The organism is Mesorhizobium sp. B2-7-3 (genome assembly GCF_006440715.1).
GTDB lineage: Bacteria > Pseudomonadota > Alphaproteobacteria > Rhizobiales > Rhizobiaceae > Mesorhizobium > Mesorhizobium australicum.
The window spans coordinates 112,172-130,767 of the sequence record NZ_VFTY01000006.1; the positions used below are offsets into that span (position 1 = coordinate 112,172).

The window sequence follows — 18,596 nt, forward strand, 5'->3', positions numbered from 1 at the left end:
GGCATGAAGGCTACCGTCTCCGACATCGCCAGGAACTGCGGGCTGTCGACCGCCACGGTCGACAGGGTGCTCAACAACCGGCCCGGAGCGAGTGCCGCCAACCGGCAACGCGTCATGGAGGCCGCCAAGCAGCTCGGCTATCTGCCGGTCGCCGACCAGGTGACGCTTCCCTCGAGGCCCGCAAACCTGGAATTCTTCCTGCCGATCGGCTCGAACGACTTCATGCACGACCTGGCAAAGCACATCGAGGACTACGCCTCGCGCCTGCCGCTGGTGGCGTCCTGCCGGATTCACAATCTCGCCGGTATCTCGCCCAATGCCTTGCAGACCGCGGTCGAAAAGCTGTCGCTGCGCGCCAACGGCGTCGGTGTCATCGCGGTCGATCATCCCAGGACGCGCAACATCCTGCGCGACATGGTCGAGGCCGGTATCCGGCTGGTGACGCTGGTGTCCGATATTCCGGCCGCTCCCCGCTCGGCCTATGTCGGCATCGACAACCGCGTGGCGGGACGGACGGCGGCACTTTTGATGGGACGCTTTCTCGGCGGCCGCGAGGGGCAGCTGGCGATGGTCGTCGGTTCGCGTTCCTATCGCGGCCATGAAGAGCGCGAGATGGGCTTCCGCTCCGTGCTTGGCGAGGAGTTTCCCAACCTCACCGTCAGCAGCGCCGTCGAGATCAATGACGAGCCCGACGCCAGCTATGCCGCAACCATGAAAGCGTTGCGCAACGAGCCGGAACTGCTCGGCATCTATTGTGTCGGCGCCGGGCGCTCCGGCATTGCCAAGGCGATCCGGGAAACCAGGCCCAACCGCAAGCCGGTCTTCATCTGCCACGACCTGACCAGGGAGACACGCGGCTACCTCGTCGACGACCTCGCCGACGTCGTCATCGACCAGAACGCCAGGCTGATTGCGGAGCAGTCGGTGATCCAACTGCTCGGCTCGATCGCATCATCGGCGCCCTATCTCACCCGCAAATTCATCGAGCCGCGACTGATCTTCCGGGAAAACGTACCCGTGCAGTGAGATCCCGCATCTCCTGGGGAACCTGACCGCCCCTGCAAATCTGCACAGCAGCTATGCACAATTCATTGTTGCCGAATCATTGGGCAACTCGTACGTTCTGGTTGTCGGCCATCTACTCCTCCCAGATGCGATGCCGACGCTGAATGGGGCGCACCTCCTCCCGCGCCACATTCGAAATCGAGCCCGCTGCCACCTCCTCCCGGCAGCGGGCTTTTTTCGTTCAGTCAACGGGAAGTAGCGTGCTGCCTTCAGGGTAGCAGGCATCGTTTCGGTCACGCGACCGCAAAATCACCAGCAGCCACGGCAATGCTTAAACGGCGGCAGTGCCCCGGAAGGAAACGATCAGTCCTTCAGCCATCCGCACGAACTGCGTGCTCGGGCCCTCGGCACCGACGGTCTGCACGCTGACCCGCGCACCTTCAAACAGCAGCGACAGCGTATCGGCGAGAAGCTCGGCCTGGCCGATGCCGGCATCCCGGCAGAGCCCGACCAGGCGTTCGCGCTGGGCTTCCTTGAGTTCCTTGATGACGCGCCTTGCCGGATGATCGGGTTCGGTCAGCTCGGCGGCGGCGTTGGCCATGTCGCAGCCACGGCCGTCGGTGTTGAGCATGGCGGCGGCCTTGCGAACCCAGGCATGAAGTTGAGCGAGTTTGTCACCCGGATGCTCGGCCTCGAACGTTTCCCACATCGCGCCAGCTTTCAGTGCGTTGGCGCGCAGGCATTCGACGATCAGTTCGTCCTTGGATTCGAAGTGACGATAGAGCGTCATCTTATTCGTGCCGGCAGCCTCGGTGATGGCGTCGACGCCGACGCCCTTGATGCCGTGCTTGTGGAACATGTCACGCGCCGTCTCCAGAATCCGATCCCGGGGACGAGAGCGCTCCACGACGCCGTCTGTCATCATGATCTCCTTTCGTTTCCAAAAAACTCTCGGCCACCTCTTGACTAGGGTGTTACCGGTCTGTAACTTCCAGAATGTTACTTACTGGTAACACCTATATCGCCCGTCGTCAATAACAAGGTCGTGAACTGGTCCTACCAGATCGAGATGGACGAAAAGATTGCCAATCATGCGGCCTCGGCCGGTGAAGAGATGAAAAACGGTTCGTGAGCACGGGCTGCGAATCGACAGACAAGGAGCCGGCCAATGCCACAGCGCCGCGATCTTACCATAGATGAGGCCGTCCGGGATCCGATGATCCGGCTGGTCATGAAGGCAGATGGGGTCGACCCCCGCGCGTTCGAGAACATGTTGCGCTCGCTTGCCGATGGGCAGCGTCGCGAGGTGCCGTTGCTGCGTTCACGGGAAGGGTCCCGGGACGGGCGCGGGCAGTTGTCCAGGGTCGCCAGCGCCTTCGGGCGGGCAAGAGCGGCCGGAGAGGCGTGCGTGTCGTGGTAAACTTCTTCATCCATCGTCCGATCTTCGCCTCGGCGATCGCCATCATCATGGTGCTCGCCGGCACGATTTGTTATTTCCTGCTGCCCGTCTCGCAGTTTCCCGACATCACACCGCCGCAAGTCGTGGTCAGCGCCCACTATCCGGGCGCCAGCGCGCAAGTGGTGGCAGACACGGTGACGACGCCGCTGGAGCAGCAGATCAACGGCGTGCAGGGCATGACCTACATGTCCTCGACGAGCTCCAATGACGGCTCGTCGACCATCACCATCACCTTCGATGTCGGCTATTCCCTGAGCACGGCCGCCGTCGACGTCCAGAACCGCGTCTCGCAGGCGGCCTCGTCGCTGCCGGCGATCGTTAACCAGGGCGGCGTGACGATCAAGAAGCAGAACCCGAACTTCGTGCTCATCGTCAACCTGACCTCGCCCGACCATTCGGTCGATCCGGTGGCGCTCTCCAACCTTGCCTATCTGCAGGTGGTGGACCCGCTGAAGCGGCTGCCTGGTGTCGGAGACGTGCAGATTTTCGGCGAACGGCGCTATTCGATGCGCGTCTGGCTCGATCCGGACAAGCTCGCCAATCTCGGCATCACCGCGGTCGATGTGCAAAATGCCATCGCCGAACAGAACGTCCAGGTGGCGGCCGGCAAGATCGGCCAGTCGCCGGCGCCCGCCGGCACCGCCTTCGAGATGCAGGTCAACGCCGTCGGCCGGTTGAGCGACCCGAAGGAATTCGGCGACATCGTCGTGCGTGCCAACACCGATACCGGTTCGCTGGTGCGGCTGCGCGACGTCGCCCGTATCGAGCTTGGCGCCCTGCAATATTCGTCCTCGGCCTTTTTCGGCAAGGACCCGACCGTGGTGCTCGCCGTCTATCAGATGCCCGGCTCCAACGCGCTCGATCTGCAGCAGCGCGTCAAGGACAAGATGCAGGAACTGTCGGCCCGTTTTCCCAAGGGCGTCGATTATGCGATGCACTACGATACGACGCGCTTCGTCTCGGCCTCGATGCATGACGTGCTGATCACGCTTGGCGAAGCCCTGGTGCTCGTCGTCGCCGTGGTGTTCATCTTCCTGCAGAGCTGGCGCACGACCATCATTCCGACCATCGCCATTCCGGTGTCGCTGGTGGCGACGCTCGTCATCATGGAGATGATGGGTTTTTCGCTCAACATGCTCTCGCTGCTCGGCATGGTGCTGGCGATCGGCCTTGTCGTCGACGATGCCATCGTCGTGGTCGAGAATGTCGAACGACAGCTCGAGGCCGGACTGAAACCGCTGGCGGCGACAAAGGCCGCCATGGCCGAGGTCACCGGCCCGATCATTGCGACCACCGCCGTGCTGATGGCGGTGTTCGTGCCGGTTGCCTTCATTCCCGGTGTCTCCGGCAAGCTCTACAACCAGTTCGCGCTGACGGTGGCGATCTCCGTCGGCATCTCCGCCTTCAACTCGCTGACGCTCAGCCCGGCGCTCAGTGCAGCCTTCCTGCGCCATCGAGGCGAGACGCAATTCTTCCTGTTCCGCTGGTTCAACACGGGCTTCGACAGGCTGTCGCATGCCTATGCCCATGGCGTGCGCATCCTTATCCGGCTGCGCTGGATCATGCTTGGCCTGTTCGCCGCCGGCCTGGTCGCCACCTACTTCGTTTGGCAAAAGCTGCCCTCGACCTTCCTTCCGGTCGAGGACCAGGGCTATTTCTTCGTCGTCATCCAGCTGCCCGACGGCGCTTCGCTGGAGCGTACCGATGCGGTGGCCCAGAAGGCGCGCGACATCCTGCAGGCGACGCCAGGCGTCGACATCGTCGGCTCGATCAGCGGCCTGAACTTCCTTACCAGCGCGGCGCAGTCGAACTCGGCGGTCGAGTTCGCCATCCTCAAGCCGTGGGAGGAGCGTGGCCCCGACCAGAGCGCCTCGAAGCTCGTCGGCGACGTGCGTGGCAAGCTGATGCAGATTCCGGACGCCTTCGCGCTCTCCTTCGATCCGCCCTCCATCCCCGGCATCGGCACCACGGGCGGCTTCGAATTCGTCGTCGAGGACCTCACCGGCCGCGGCAGCACGGCCCTCAACGACGCCACGCAAGCGGTGATCGCCGAGGCCCGCAAGCAGCCTGAAATCAATCCGCAGCAGCTGTTTTCGCCGTTCTCGACCTCGACGCCGCAGTTCAACTACGATCTCGACCGCGCCAAGGCGAAGCTGCTCGGCCTCAACCTGCCCGACGTCTTCAACACGCTGCAGATCTATCTCGGCTCGCTCTACGTGAACGACTTCAACCTGTTTGGCCGCACCTTCCGGGTGACCATCCAGGCCGACAAGGATTCACGTGCCGGTGCAGCCGACATTTCACGGCTCTATGTGCGCAATGCCTCCGGCGGCATGGTGCCGCTCAGCACGCTGGGCAAGCTGGTGCCGTTCGTCGGCCCGGAAACCGTGCCGCACTACAACAACAACGCCTCGGCCACCATCAATGGCGGCGCCGCTCCCGGTTATTCGTCGGGCCAGGCGGTCGCCGCCATGGAACGGGCCGCGGCGACCGCGCTGCCCAGGGATTTCGGTTTCGAATGGACCGGCATCACTTTCCAGGAGCTCAAGGCGGGATCGATCGCGTCGGTGGTCTTTGCCCTCGCCATCGTCTTCGTCTTCCTGATCCTGGCGGCGCAGTACGAGAGCTGGGCGATGCCCTTCATGGTGCTGCTGGCGGTGCCGCTCGCCCTGTTCGGCGCGTTCGCCGCACTTTGGGTACGAGGCATGCAGATCGACGTCTATTCGCAGATCGGCTTCGTCATGCTGATCGGCCTGGCGGCCAAGAACGCGATCCTGATCGTCGAGTTCGCAAGACGGCGGCGCGAGGAAGGCCTCAGCATCGTCGAGGCATCGATGGAGGCCGCCCGGCTGAGACTGCGGCCGATCCTGATGACCGCGTTTGCCTTCATCCTCGGCGTGGTGCCGCTGATGATCGCCACCGGTGCGGGTGCCGCCAGCCGCCAGTCCATCGGCACCACCGTGTTCGGCGGCATGGTCGCCGCGACCATCCTGTCGCTGGTGTTCGTGCCGGTCTTCTACGCGGTCATCGAACAGCTGCGCGAACGGCGCAGCGGCGACGAGCCCGCTTCTCAACACACTGAACCAACGGCCAAACCCGCCTTCCCTCCCCTGGCGGAAGCGGCCGAATAAGATTGGAGAATCATCATGCGTAAATGGAAAATCGCGCTGGGAACGGCTGTCGCGCTGGGTGCGATCTCGGTGGCCAGTGTCCACCTGCTGGACATGGGCAATCTCAGCCTGAATGCCGGCACGGCCGGGGCCGCGCCGGCTCCAGCAGCGTTCGTCATGCCGGTGCCGGTGGCGAACGTGGTCAAGAAGACGATCCCGATCTATCTCGACTATGCCGCGCGGACCGAGCCGATCCGCAGCATCACGCTGCAGGCACGCGTCCCCGGCTATTTGCAGGAACAGACGGCGCAAGACGGCGCCGACGTGCGGCAAGGCGACCTGCTCTACAGGATCTCGCCCGATGACTTCCAGGCCTCGCTCGACCAGGCGAAGGCACAGGTTCAGCGCGACACGGCGACCCTCGATTATGCACGTTCCAATCTCGGTCGCGGTACCGAACTCGCCAAGAGCGGCTACCTGGACAAGGACAGCTTCGACCAGCGCACCAGCACCTTGCGCGAGGCGCAGGCGTCGCTGGCGCTGAACCAGGCGGCTGTGCGCACGGCCGAGCTCAATTTGAGCTACGCTGAAATCCACGCGCCGTTCGCTGGACGTCTGGGCCGCAACCAGGCTTCCGTGGGAACGCTGGTCAGCGTCGCCGGCACCGTGCTCAACACGCTGGTGCAGCTCGATCCGATCTACGTCACCTTCAATCCGAGCGAGACGGATCTGGCGCAGATCGAGGAAGCGCGTGCCGCCGGCCCGATCGAGGTCGAGGTCCTGCTTCCCGGTGAGACCGAGGCCCACCAGAAGGGCGAGCTCACCTTTATCGACAACACGATCGATCACTCGACCGGCACGATCACCGCACGCGCCACCATCGGCAACGCCAAGTTCACGCTCTTGCCTGGCCAGTATGTTCGCGTGCGGCTGCACGTCAAACAACAGCCCGATGCGCTGATGGTGCCGCAGGTCGCACTGGGATCAAGCCAGCTCGGCAAGTATCTCTATGTCGTTGGCAAGGGCAATACGGTCGACCAGCGGCTGGTTTCGCTGGGGCCGACCAGCGGCGACATGGTCGCCATCCTCAGCGGCGTCGCTGAAGGCGACCAGGTGATCACAGGCAATCTGCAGAAGATCGGCCCCGGAATGCCGATTTCGCCCCTGCCACAGAAACCGGCTACCTGACTCCCCCGCAGGCCCGGTTTCCGCGCGGCGCCCCGACCTTTTCTCAGGTCGCGGGCGCCGTTTTCACGAGCAGGCCGACCAGAGCGGCCACGTCGGCGCTGGGAGACGGAAAAATCCGATCACTTGCTCTTGTTAGATTGTCGACAATCTGATTGTCTCTGCTTCTGTTCTCGCGGGAGTGGGCCGGATGGTGTGAAGACGGAATTCAGTCCGATTGCCGACACGACACGCCGTGCCGAAATCGTGGCACTGCTCAGACGCGCGATCCTGACCGGTCAGCTCGAGCCAGGCCAGAAGCTCAACGAGCTCAGGATTTCCGAACAGATGCGGGTCAGCCGCGCCCCGTTGCGCGAAGCGATGCGCGAGCTGGTGCAGGAAGGCATCCTGACCAGCATTCCCTATGCCGGCACCTTCGTCATCAATGTCACCGCCAAGGACATCGACGACGCCTATTCGCTCAACAAGGTGCTGGACGAATTCGCCATCGAGCGGATGTGGGAACTGCGCGACCAGCGCTTTTTCGATGAGCTCGACCGGCGCCACGAGGCGGTGAAGCAGGCGACGCGCGACCGCGACACCACGCGCCAGATCGAGACCGCGCTGCAACTGCATGGCCTGATCCATGAATGGGCCGACAATTCAGTGCTCTTGGAAACCTGGCAAAGGCTGACCAGCCGTTTGCAGATGTATTTCGCCCTGCACCAGCAGGCACGCAACGAAGCCGTGCCCGCCGAAGACGTTCACGAGACTTATGTGCGGCTGCTCAAGAGCGACGACATGCGTGCCGCCCAGCGCCACGCACGCGAGCATATCGACCACGATTTCGAAGAGCTTCTTGCCTATGCGCGCGACCTCGAAAAGCGTCCGTCGAAAGGCGCCTGACCCTCCCCTCACCGCGGATAATGGATACTCCACGTGCAAATCGAAACCATCAAAGCCTATCACGTCGTGCAGCCTTTCGTGGACGGCCCCTATCGCATGTCCAAGGGGCGTGTGGCCGACTGCTTCGACGCTGTGATCGTCTCCATCACCTCCGACAGCGGCATCACCGGCTGGGGTGAGATGGCGCCGCTCGGCAATTTCTACTCTGCCGCCTTCCCGGCCGGCACCCGGGCCGGCGTGCCGGAGATCGCACCGCACCTTATCGGCCAGGACCCGTGCGGGCTGGCCAGCATCGGCCGACTGATGGACACGGTGTTCAAGGGCCATCCCTACATCAAATCGGCGCTCGACATGGCCTGCTGGGATCTGGCGGCGCGGGCCGCCGGCGTACCGCTGGTGACGCTGCTCGGCGGCAGGGAAAGCGACACGGCCGAACTCTACAAGGTCGTCACCCATGGCACGTTCGATCAAATGGCCGCACTTGCCAAGCGCATCGTCGAGGACGGTTTCCGCCGGCTCCAGGTCAAGGTCGGCGGCAATGTCCATGACGACGTCGAGCGCGTCATGGCGGTCGCCGCCTCGGTGCCGAAAGGCACTGTCATCTTCTGCGACGCCAATGCCGGGTGGACGCCATACCAGGCGCGGCAGTTCACTGACGCGACGCGGGCGATCGACTATACGTTCGAGCAGCCCTGCACGACGATCGACGAAAACATGTCGGTGCGCCGCATGCTCGACAAGCCGATGGTGCTCGACGAATCCGTCACCTCGCTGGAGGCGATGCTGGAAATCCGTCGCCTCGGCGCGGCGGACGGGCTGACACTGAAGATCTCGCGGCTCGGCGGCGTCACCAAGACCCGGCTGATCCGTGACGTCGCCGTCGATCTCGGCTTCATGATCACGGTCGAGGATACCGGCGGCGCCGAGATCGACACATCCGCCATGGCGCATCTGTCGCTGTCGACGCCGGAGGAGCGCCGGCTGCACGCGATCGCCTTCCATGAATGGGTGACGGTGCGCACCGCGTCGAACGCGCCGCCGGTCACCGGCAGCCGCATGGGTATTCCCGCCGGCCCAGGCCTTGGCATCGACGTCGTTCCAGACCTGCTCGGCAAGCCCTTCTTCGAAGTTGGACGCTGAGATGAAGATCCGCGGCATCAAGGCCACGCCGATCAATCTTCGCCTCGAAGCGCCCTATGCCTGGGTGTTCGGCAAACTCGACGGTTTTTCGCCTGTTATCGTCGAAGTCGAGACCGAGGACGGCCTTGTCGGGCTGGGCGAAGCGCCGACGCCGGCAGCGGCCGCCATCATCAATGATGTTCTTGCCCAGCGGCTGGTCGGCCGCGACGCCTTCGACATTGCCGGCGCCGAACATGTCTGCCTGCCGTTTTGGACCGGCGTGCAGTCGATCAACGACCGCACCCGCATCATGGCCTTCGGCGCTATCGAGATGGCGCTCTGGGACCTGCGCGGCAAGGCCTGGAACCAGCCGCTCTATCAGTTGCTCGGCGGGGCCGTGCGCAAGGACATCCCGTTCACCGACTATTTCTCGCTGCGCGGCGATGGGGATGGTGTCAAGGGCGAGACGACGCCGGAAGAAGTCGCCGACTATTGCGTGGAACTGCACGAGACGCATGGAACGACCTTCTTCGAAGGCAAATTCTCGACCGAAGATCCGAAAGTCTCGCTGGGAATGGTCGAGTTGATCCGCGAAAAACTCGGCGACGATGCGATGATCCGCATCGATTCCAACCAGGCCTATTCGCTCAGCACGGCGCGGCGGCTGGTGCGGCCGCTGGAAGAGCTCGGCGTGCGCAAATGGGAGGATCCGGTGGCGACATCAGAGGAGATGCGCGAACTGCGCCGCCATTGCTCGATCCCGTTCTCGACCCACAATATCGACATCGCGCGCGCCATGGACCTCCAGGTGCCGGATGCATTCGTCGGCAACCCGACCGCGCATGGCGGCATCGGCCGGATGCTGCGCTTTGTCGGCGCCTGCGAGCACGCGGGCATCGATTTCTGGTGCTACAGCGGCGACAGCGGCATCGGCAGCGCGGCCTACCTGCATCTGTGCGCGGCCCTGGGCTGGATCCGGGAGCCGAACCAGTCGCTGTTTCGTATGCAACCTATGGACACCACCGAGGAGGGGCCGTTTTGCCCCAGGAACAATACGGTGCGTGTCCCGGAAGGTCCCGGTCTTGGTGTCACCTTGTCGCGGGAAAATCTCGCGGCGTGCCATCGCGACTTTGCCGAGAACGGCCCTTGCAACAAATATCACGACCCGGCCAAGCCCGGGACATATCGCCGTTTGCCGCTGAACTAGGAGAACGACACGGGAAAGGAGACGTATTTCAAGAACAAGAGTCCGCCGCCGCGATCGATGGCGACGGCAGGAGCGGACGGGTGGAAGCATTGCTCAAGAAAATCTGACCCCCGCGCCGCAAGGATCGGATGGACCAGGAAAAACCGCATGCTACAGTCCGGTCGACTGACATCGTTGATGGCCGGGACAGGAGAACTCCACGGACTTCGTCAACTGAAAAACGCATTCATCAAACCATAAGAAACAGGGGAAGGGTTAAAACCCATGATCAAGAACTACCGCATTCTCGACCTGATCCGGCGCAATCGCTCGCCGCTTGAAAATCACCTGATCGACGGCCTCGTCGACGGCCGTGTCAGCCGCCGCGACTTCATCCGCCATGGCAGCCTGCTTGGCCTGTCGCTGCCGCTGCTTGGAGGCATCACCACGGCTGCCGGCCTTGGCGGCATGCCATCGCTGGCCCGCGCCCAGGGCGCACCCGGCGCCACCATCCGTGTCGCCAGCAGCGTGCCGGCGGCAGCCATCGATCCCGTCACGATCGCCGACGCCGGCGGCCTGCTGATCATGCAGCAGGTTGCGGAATTCCTCTGTGTCGACGGCCCCGACCTGGTGCTGCAGCCCGCATTGGCCGAGAGCTGGAAGCCGAACGACAACGGCTCGGTTTGGACCTTCAAATTGCGCAAGGGCGTGAAATTCCACAGCGGCGGCGAAATGAAGGCCGAGGACGTGGTGGCGAGCATCGACCGCCTGGCCGATCCGGCAAACTCGTCCAACGCGCTGTCGGTGTTCACCGGTATCCTGTCGAAGGGGGCCAGCAAGAAGGTCGACGACTACACCGTGGAATTCCACCTCGACGCGCCGAACGGCAATTTTCCCTACATGGTCTCGTCGGACAATTACAACGCCGTCATCATCCCGGCGGACTACAAGGGCGACTACGAGAAGAGCTTCGATGGCACCGGCCCGTTCAAGGTGGAGAAATACACGCCGAAGGTCGGCGCTTCCTTCGTCCGCAACGAGGACTACTGGGGAGCGAAGGCGCTGCCTGACCGTACCGAGTTCACCTTCTTTACCGACGTGCAGCCGATGATCCTGGCGCTGCAGGGTGGGCAGGTCGACGTCATCAACCAGATGCCGGTGCTGGCCGGCGTGGCCCTGCTCAACGATCCGGGCTTCGAAATCATCAGCCTGAAGTCGTCGGCTCACCAGCAACTGCATCTGCGCTGCGACGACGGCCCATTGAAGGATGCACGCGTGCGCCGCGCCATCGCGCTCTGCCTCGATCGCGACAAGCTCGCCGCCGGCCTGATGAAGGGACGCTCGGCGCTTGGCAATGACAGCCCATTCGCCGCGGTCTACCCCTCGACCGATACGAGCATACCGCAGCGCAAGCAGGACATCGCGCAGGCCAAGCAGCTCATGGAAGCGGCCGGTGCCGGCAAGGGCTTCAAGATCACGCTGACCACCGAGCGCTATCTCGAAATCCCCGAATATGCCCAGCTCATCCAGAACTGGGTCAAGGAGATCGGCATCGAGCTCGAACTCAACATCCTCGACCAGAGCGCCTATTATGGCGACGCGGTGTTCGGCAAATCGAACTGGCTGGATTCGGTGATGGGCATCACCGACTATGGCCATCGCGGCGTGCCGAATGTCTATCTTGCCGCTCCCCTGAAGAGCGACGGCACCTGGAATGCCGCGCACTTCAAGAACAAGGACTACGACGCGCTGGCGACCAGCTATATCGCGGCGCTCGACCTCGAGGCGCAGAAGGCCGACGCCGGCAAGATCCAGAAGCTTCTGCTCGAGGAAACGCCTGTCATCTTCGGCTATTTCTATGACTACCTGACGGCGACGGCAAAGGGCGTGGCCGGCGTGCAACCGACAGCCATGTCGCAGCTGTTCCTCGAAAAGGCATCGAAGGCGTAAGCGAAAAGGGAAAGCCAGTCCTCTAACAGCCAGCTCCCCCGGGGGGGCTGGCTTTGCAAGGAGTCTTAGCCATTCTCTCCTTCTTTGCGCGGCGTGTGTCCCTGTCCCTGGTGACGCTGTTCCTGCTCAGCATCATGGTGTTCCTGGGCGGCCAGGTCCTGCCTGGCAATGTCGGGCGCGCGATCCTCGGTCCGTTCGCCGACCAACGCGCGGTCGACGCGCTCAATCACACGCTCGGCGTCGATCGCCCGCTGCTCACCCAGTACTGGAGCTGGATCTCGAACTTCGTCCAGGGCGACATGGGCACCTCCTACATATTCCGCTCGCCGGTGGCGCCCTTCGTCATCGGTGCGCTTGGCAATTCGATGAAGCTGGCGGCGGTCGCCTTCGTGCTGGTGGTGCCGATCGGCATCCTCGGCGGCGTCATTGCCGCACTCAACCTCAATCGCCCGCTCGACCGCATGATCAGCCTCGGCGGCCTGTCGGTGACGGTGCTGCCGGAATTCGTCACCGGCATCATCCTGATCCTGATCTTCGGCGTGTGGCTGCGCTGGCTGCCGATCTCGGCCGCGTGGCCCAGGGATGCCGGCTTCTTCACCCAGCTCTATTACCTGATCCTCCCGTCGCTGCCGCTGTTCCTGGTGCTGTTCGGCTATATTGCGCGCATGGCGCGTTCCGGCATGATCGAGGCGCTCGATTCCGACTATACGCGAACCGCCGTGCTCAAAGGCCTGCCCTGGCGCACTGTGATCTGGCGCCATGTGCTGCGCAATGCGCTGCTGCCGACCATCACCGTCATCGCGACCCAGACCGGCTATCTCATCGGCGGCCTTGTCGTGATCGAGACGCTGTTCCGCTACCAGGGCATCGGCTCGCTGATCTTCACCGCCGCGCGCGGCAAGGATTTTCCGATGCTGGAATCCGGCATCCTCACCATCGGCATCGTCTATGCGGTGGCCACATTGATCGCCGACTTCCTCTACTCCGTGCTCAATCCGCGCATCCGCCTGGGGTCAGACCAATGAGCGCCGTCCAGACCCCCTCCCCCGCGCAGGACGACATGCGGCGCCGCGGCCCGCTGGCCGAAGTGTTTTTTTCACTGCTGCGCTCGCGAACGTTCCTCGTCGGCATCGCCATCGTGCTGTTCTGGGTTGCCTGCGCGCTGTTTGGCGAACATTTTGTCCCCTACGATCCGCTCGCCGACGACATCATCAACGCGCTGGCGCCGCCTTCGCGCGAACACTGGTTCGGCACCGACCAGATCGGCCGCGACGTGTTCTCGCGCGTCATCGTCGGTTCGCGCGATATCCTCACCGTCGCGCCCCTGGCTACCTTGCTGGCGACGGTCGCCGGCACCGCGCTCGGCCTGCTCACCGGCTATTTCCGCGGCATCGTCGACGATGTCGTCAGCCGCATCCTTGAAGCCTTCATGGCGATCCCCGTGGTGATCGTGGCGCTGCTTGCCATCGTCGCGCTGGGCACGTCCAAGACCACCGTCATCATCGTCATCGGCCTGAGCTTCGCGCCGATCATCGCACGTACCGTGCGTTCGGCGGTGCTGGCCGAGCGCGAGCTCGACTATGTCGCCGCCGCACAGCTCAGGCATGAGAGCGCGCTGCATACGATGTTCGTCGAGATACTGCCCAACGTCATCCCGCCGATCCTGGTCGAGACCACGGTGCGGTTGGGCTACGCCATCTTTGCGGTCGCTACCCTCTCCTTCATGGGCTTTGGCATCCAGCCGCCGTCACCCGACTGGGGGCTCTCCATTTCCAGCAATTACGGCATGATCGGCGGCGGCTTCTGGTGGACGGTGCTGTTCGACGCGCTCGCCATCGCCTCGCTGGTGATCGGCGTCAACCTGGCCGCCGACGGCGTGCATGGGGCCTTCAATGACTGAACCCGCCAATACAACGACAGGGAAGGCAAAGGACGCGCTCGATATCAAGGACCTGTCGGTCGCCTACCGGGTCGCCGGCCGCAATCGCGCGGTGCTGCGCGATCTCAGCCTCACCATCGGCCAGGGCGAGGCCTATGGGCTGGTCGGCGAATCCGGCTGCGGCAAGTCGACTGTAGCCCTCACGGTGGTGCGCTACCTCCCGCGCAACGGCTCGATATCAGGTGGCGCCATCTCACTCGACGGCCAGGACGTGATGAAGCTCGACGCGGAGGCGCTTCGGCGCGCGCGCGCCGAAAGCGTCTCCATGGTCTATCAGGACCCGGGAAAGGCGCTGAACCCGTCGATCCGCATCGGCCGGCAATTGACCGAAATTTTCGAGCTTGGCGGCATCACGGGCCAAGCTGCCACCGATCGCGCCATCGCCATGCTGAACCGCGTGCGCATCTCCGATCCGCCAAGCGTCATGCAGCGCTATCCGCACCAGCTGTCGGGCGGCATGCAGCAGCGCGTGGCGATCGCCATGGCGCTGGCCAACGATCCCTCGATGCTGATCCTCGACGAGCCGACTACCGGCCTCGACGCGACGGTCGAGGCCGAGGTGCTCGACCTCATCGCGCAGCTCAGGCAGGAACTGTCGGCCTCGATCCTGTTCATCAGCCACAACCTCGCCGTCGTCTCCAACATGTGCGACCGGGTCGGCGTGCTCTATGCCGGCATGCTGGTCGAGGAAGGACCGACCGATGTCGTCTTCAACGATCCGCGCCACCCTTACACGGTGGCGCTGCTGCGCTGCCTGCCGCGCGGCGGCCAGCGCAAGGACCAGGGCCGGCTCGACACCATCCCGGGCTTCCTGCCCGGCATCGGCGCTGACATCAAGGGCTGCGCCTTCGCCGACCGCTGCGCGCTGGCCACCGACCGCTGCCGCACCGAATTGCCGCCGCTCTATGATCTGACCGACGAGCGCGGGAGGCGGCTGTCGCGCTGCCACTACCACGACCAGGCGCAGGCCCTGCCACGTGCCACGCCCGCCAACGTGGTGCCCGCACCGAAACCCACGACGGCGCCGGTGCTGCGCGTCGCCCGGCTGAACAAGACCTACGCCAGCCACGGCCATGCACTGCGCGCCGTCAAGGACGTTTCGCTCGATCTCAGGCCCGGCGAGACGCTCGGGCTGGTCGGCGAATCCGGCTCGGGCAAGACCACCTTCGCCAGGCTGCTGCTCGGGCTGGTGCCTCCCGATGAGGGCGGCACCATCGAGCTCGAGGGCAAGGCGCTGGCGCCGAAGCTGGAGAACCGCGGCGACGACCAGGTCAAGGCGATGCAGATCGTCTTCCAAAACCCGGACTCCGCCCTCAACCGCTCGCATTCGATCCGCCATCTGATCGGCCGTGCGCTGAAGCGGCTGGCGGGCTTGAGGGGTGCAGCCCTGGAGGCGCGCCTCAACGATCTCGTCCGCTCGGTGCGGCTCACCGACCGGCATCTGGCGGTCAAGCCGCGCCAGCTTTCGGGCGGGCTGAAGCAGCGGGTCGCCATTGCCCGTGCCTTCGCCGGCGACCCGCGCATCGTCGTCTGCGACGAGCCGACCTCGGCGCTCGACGTTTCCGTCCAGGCGGCGATCCTCAACCTGCTCGCCGACCTGCAGGCCAAGGAAGACGTCAGCTACATCTTTATTTCGCATGACCTTGGCGTGGTGCGTTATCTCTCCGACACGATCGCCGTGCTCTATCTCGGCCGCATCATGGAGATCGGGCCATCGGAGGACGTTTTTTCCGGACCGCATCACCCCTATACCGAGGCGCTGCTATCGGCCGTGCCCAAGCTCGATCAGGCCGAGACGGCACGCATCCGGCTCGATGGCGAAATCCCCAGCGCCACCAACCCGCCATCGGGCTGCGTCTTCCACACGCGCTGCCCACGCAAGATCGGGCCGATCTGCGAACAGCAGGAGCCGCCGCTCGCCGAGGCCCAGCCGGGGCATTCGATCCGTTGCCACATTCCCTATGCCGAGTTGAGGCGGCTGCAGAAACCGGCGGCGGTCGCAGCCCTGCCGGCGTAAGCGGCCCGCATCGATCACGCCTGGCCGGTCATGCTGAAGGAGCGGTCCCCCTCGGCAAAGCCCCGATCACCGGTCCAGTCCCTTGCCAGTGTCCGCAATCCGGTCAACGCGACGTCGAGCACATCCGACGATGCGGGATTGCTGGGATAGGCGAGATAGATCGGCCGCTGAAACACAGGCGCATCCTCGATGCGTTTCATCTCACCGTTCTCGATGTAGCCGCTGACGGCACTGAGCGGCAGATAGGCCGCGGCTTTTTGCGACAGCACGTGCTGCAGGCCGATGAAGACCAGCCCGGCCGAGATTGCCGGCTGCACCATCCCAGCGAAGGCACGGTCGTGCTCGATGCGGAATTCGAGCCCCCAATCCATCAGGATGTAGTTTTGCGTCCACGGTCCTGCCTGTGCGGAATGCTGGACAAGCACGACCTGATCGACGGCCAGCGTCTCGTAGACGATGCCGGGATGCGGCCGCGGCAGATAGAGAATGCAGATGTCGAGCAGTCCTTCGGCCAATTGGTCGATCGCCAGGTCGGGAAAGCTTCCTTCGAGCCGCAGCGCCACGTTCGGCCGCTGGGCCCGCATCCACGCGATCCATGGCGAGGTGACGCGATCCCAGAGATAGGCGGGCGCGGTGAAGCGCAACAGCGACTCGTAACCGTCGGGAACAGCGATGTCCTGCCGCGATTGCTCCCAAGTACGGGTGATGGAGGAGGCGTGCGGGAGGAACTGCCGGCCAGCCGGCGTTAGCGTGACGCCGTCGCGATCCCTTACGAAAAGCCGGCGCCCCAACTGCTCCTCCAGCCCCCTTATCCGGGCGCTGACGGTTGACTGCGCGAGATTGAGCCGGCTGGCAGCGACCGTGAAACTGCCATGCTCGGCGACCTCCAGGAAGCTGCGCAGGTTTTCGGTGTCCATGCCATCATTCCAGCATCGAAAATTTCGATGGGCCCCATCAAAAAATATCGCTTTCCGGTCGCGGTCAACAATGACCTAAATGGCCACTCTCCCGAGGGCAAGCGAGGAATGCAGCCATGCCAAGGCATTTCATGACGATCGACGCCGCCCGCAAAAGCCTCACGGAAATCGAAAATTCCGCTGTCGACGAGTTGCTGGCAGGCAGGCTCGACCGGCGTAATTTTCTCCGCCACGGCAGCATGCTTGGCCTGTCGCTGCCGTTGCTTGGCGGCATTTTGGGAGCGGCCGGTTTCGGCACGCGGAAGGCCAGCGCCGAGGGCAAGCCGGGCGGCACGGTGCGTGCCGGCGTGGCCATGCCCGGCGGGGCCATCGATCCCGTCACCTTCTATGACAGTGGCAGCTATCAGCTGGTTTTCCAGACCGCCGAATTCCTTTGCATCACCCAGCCGGATCTGACCTTGAAGCCGGTTCTAGCGGAAAGCTGGTCGCCCAATGCGGACGGCAGCGTCTGGACCTTCAAGCTGCGCAAGGGCGTGAAATTCCACAATGGTGAGGAATTCAAAGCCGATGACGTCGTCGCAACGTTCGACCGGCTGGCCGATCCCAACGGCGCCTCCAACGCGCTGTCGGTGTTCAAGGGCCTGTTGTCGAAGGGTGGAACCCGGAAGGTCGACGATCACACCGTCACCTTCCATCTCGATGCGCCGAACGGCAGCTTTCCCTATTCGGTGTCGATCGACAATTACAACGCCGTCATCCTGCCGGCGAGCTACAAAGGTGATTACGAAAAGACTTTTGAGGGTACCGGGCCGTTCCGGATGGAGACCTATACGCCGAAGGTCGGCGCGACCTTCGTGCGCAATCCCGACTATTGGGGCGAGAAGGCATTGCCCGACCGGCTCGAATTCAAGTTCTACGGCGACGTGCAGCCGCGCATCCTGGCGCTGCAGGCCGGCGAGGTGGACATTCTCGACGCGGTTCCGCTCGATGTCAGCCAGGTGGTGCTGAACAGCCCCGACATCACGGTGCTGCGCGTCGCCTCGACCGCGCATCGCCAGTTGCACATGCGCTGCGACATGGCGCCCTTCACCGACAAGCGCGTGCGCCAGGCGCTGGCGCTTAGCATCGATCGGTCCAAGCTGGTCGACGGACTGTGCCGCGGCATGGCGGCGACCGGCAATGACAGCCCGTTCGCGCCGGCCTTCCCGGCCACCGACAAGTCGGTGCCGCAACGCACGCAGGATATCGCCAAGGCCAAGCAACTCATGGAGGCGGCGGGGCTTGCCGATGGTTTCGACATCACACTGACGACGTTGCGCTACTCCGATATTCCCGGCTACGCGCAGCTGTTCCAGAATTTCGCCAAGGAGATCGGCGCCCGCATCTCGCTCAACATAGAAGACCAGGACAAATATTACGGCAAGGCCGTATTCGGCCAATCGGACTGGCTGGACAGCCCGCTCGGCATCACCGACTACGCTCATCGCAGCGTGCCGAATGTGTTCCTCAAAAGCCCGCTGGTCAGCGACGGCCCCTGGAACGCGGCGCATTTCAAGAGCCCTGCCTATGACGGCATGGTCACGAGCTATCTCAAGGCGCTCGATATCGGCGCGCAGCGCGCGGCAGCCTCCGACGTCCAGAAACTGCTGCTCGACGAGACACCCATCATCTTCAGCTACTTCCCCGATCTCCTGGTGCCGGTGCGCAAGAATGTCAGCGGCTTGCCGCCGATCGCCGCCGGGCTGCTGCTCGATCGGGTGTCGCTGGGGTAGATGCTGCCAAGATCATGCTCGGCAGGCAGAAGCAATATTGGGCGGCTCCGTG

At 63.9% G+C, this 18,596-nt stretch carries 13 protein-coding genes; 11 read left to right on the top strand and 2 right to left on the bottom strand.

What is annotated here, in order from left to right:
• The first annotated feature begins 3 nt into the window (after positions 1 to 3).
• Entirely contained in the window at positions 4 to 1,026 is a 1,023-nt protein-coding gene (locus FJW04_RS15420) for a LacI family DNA-binding transcriptional regulator (RefSeq protein ID WP_015318878.1), read from the top strand.
• 310 nt (positions 1,027 to 1,336) lie between these two features.
• Here the strand turns inward: FJW04_RS15420 and FJW04_RS15430 are convergent, their stop codons facing one another.
• A complete protein-coding gene (locus tag FJW04_RS15430) occupies positions 1,337 to 1,927 on the bottom strand; it encodes a TetR/AcrR family transcriptional regulator (RefSeq protein ID WP_140715082.1) in 591 nt (196 codons plus the stop codon).
• A gap of 491 nt (positions 1,928 to 2,418) precedes the next feature.
• On the opposite strand from FJW04_RS15430, the gene FJW04_RS15440 reads away from it, so the two are divergent.
• From FJW04_RS15440 to FJW04_RS15480, 9 genes are all read left to right on the top strand, one after another.
• Entirely contained in the window at positions 2,419 to 5,595 is a 3,177-nt protein-coding gene (locus FJW04_RS15440; RefSeq protein ID WP_140715487.1) for a multidrug efflux RND transporter permease subunit, read from the top strand.
• Between the two features lie 15 nt (positions 5,596 to 5,610).
• Positions 5,611 to 6,762, top strand: a complete 1,152-nt coding sequence (locus tag FJW04_RS15445) for an efflux RND transporter periplasmic adaptor subunit (protein ID WP_015318882.1) — start codon at positions 5,611 to 5,613, stop codon at positions 6,760 to 6,762.
• Between the two features lie 192 nt (positions 6,763 to 6,954).
• Positions 6,955 to 7,644, top strand: a complete 690-nt coding sequence (locus tag FJW04_RS15450; protein WP_140715084.1) for a GntR family transcriptional regulator — start codon at positions 6,955 to 6,957, stop codon at positions 7,642 to 7,644.
• Positions 7,645 to 7,677: 33 nt separating this feature from the next.
• The gene (locus tag FJW04_RS15455) at positions 7,678 to 8,784 is read left to right on the top strand and encodes a mandelate racemase/muconate lactonizing enzyme family protein (protein ID WP_140715086.1); all 1,107 of its coding nucleotides are present in this window, start codon (positions 7,678 to 7,680) and stop codon (positions 8,782 to 8,784) included.
• A gap of 1 nt (position 8,785) precedes the next feature.
• The gene (locus FJW04_RS15460) at positions 8,786 to 9,970 is read left to right on the top strand and encodes a mandelate racemase/muconate lactonizing enzyme family protein (protein ID WP_140715088.1); all 1,185 of its coding nucleotides are present in this window, start codon (positions 8,786 to 8,788) and stop codon (positions 9,968 to 9,970) included.
• A gap of 264 nt (positions 9,971 to 10,234) precedes the next feature.
• The gene (locus tag FJW04_RS15465) at positions 10,235 to 11,899 is read left to right on the top strand and encodes an ABC transporter substrate-binding protein (protein WP_140715090.1); all 1,665 of its coding nucleotides are present in this window, start codon (positions 10,235 to 10,237) and stop codon (positions 11,897 to 11,899) included.
• Between the two features lie 71 nt (positions 11,900 to 11,970).
• Positions 11,971 to 12,924, top strand: coding sequence for an ABC transporter permease (locus tag FJW04_RS15470; protein WP_083883283.1), 954 nt, complete (start codon positions 11,971 to 11,973; stop codon positions 12,922 to 12,924).
• Positions 12,921 to 13,799 (top strand): ABC transporter permease, encoded by an 879-nt coding sequence (locus FJW04_RS15475; RefSeq protein ID WP_140715092.1) that lies wholly within the window; start codon positions 12,921 to 12,923, stop codon positions 13,797 to 13,799. Before FJW04_RS15470 ends, FJW04_RS15475 begins: the two co-directional genes overlap by 4 nt.
• On the top strand, positions 13,792 to 15,855 hold the full coding sequence (locus FJW04_RS15480) for an ABC transporter ATP-binding protein (RefSeq protein ID WP_140715094.1): 2,064 nt from the start codon (positions 13,792 to 13,794) through the stop codon (positions 15,853 to 15,855). The genes FJW04_RS15475 and FJW04_RS15480 overlap by 8 nt, the downstream gene beginning before the upstream one ends.
• 14 nt (positions 15,856 to 15,869) lie before the next feature.
• Here the strand turns inward: FJW04_RS15480 and FJW04_RS15485 are convergent, their stop codons facing one another.
• The gene (locus tag FJW04_RS15485) at positions 15,870 to 16,772 is read right to left on the bottom strand and encodes a LysR family transcriptional regulator (protein ID WP_140715096.1); all 903 of its coding nucleotides are present in this window, start codon (positions 16,770 to 16,772) and stop codon (positions 15,870 to 15,872) included.
• 116 nt (positions 16,773 to 16,888) lie between these two features.
• On the opposite strand from FJW04_RS15485, the gene FJW04_RS15490 reads away from it, so the two are divergent.
• A complete protein-coding gene (locus FJW04_RS15490) occupies positions 16,889 to 18,544 on the top strand; it encodes an ABC transporter substrate-binding protein (protein ID WP_140715098.1) in 1,656 nt (551 codons plus the stop codon).
• The last annotated feature ends 52 nt before the right edge of the window (positions 18,545 to 18,596 follow it).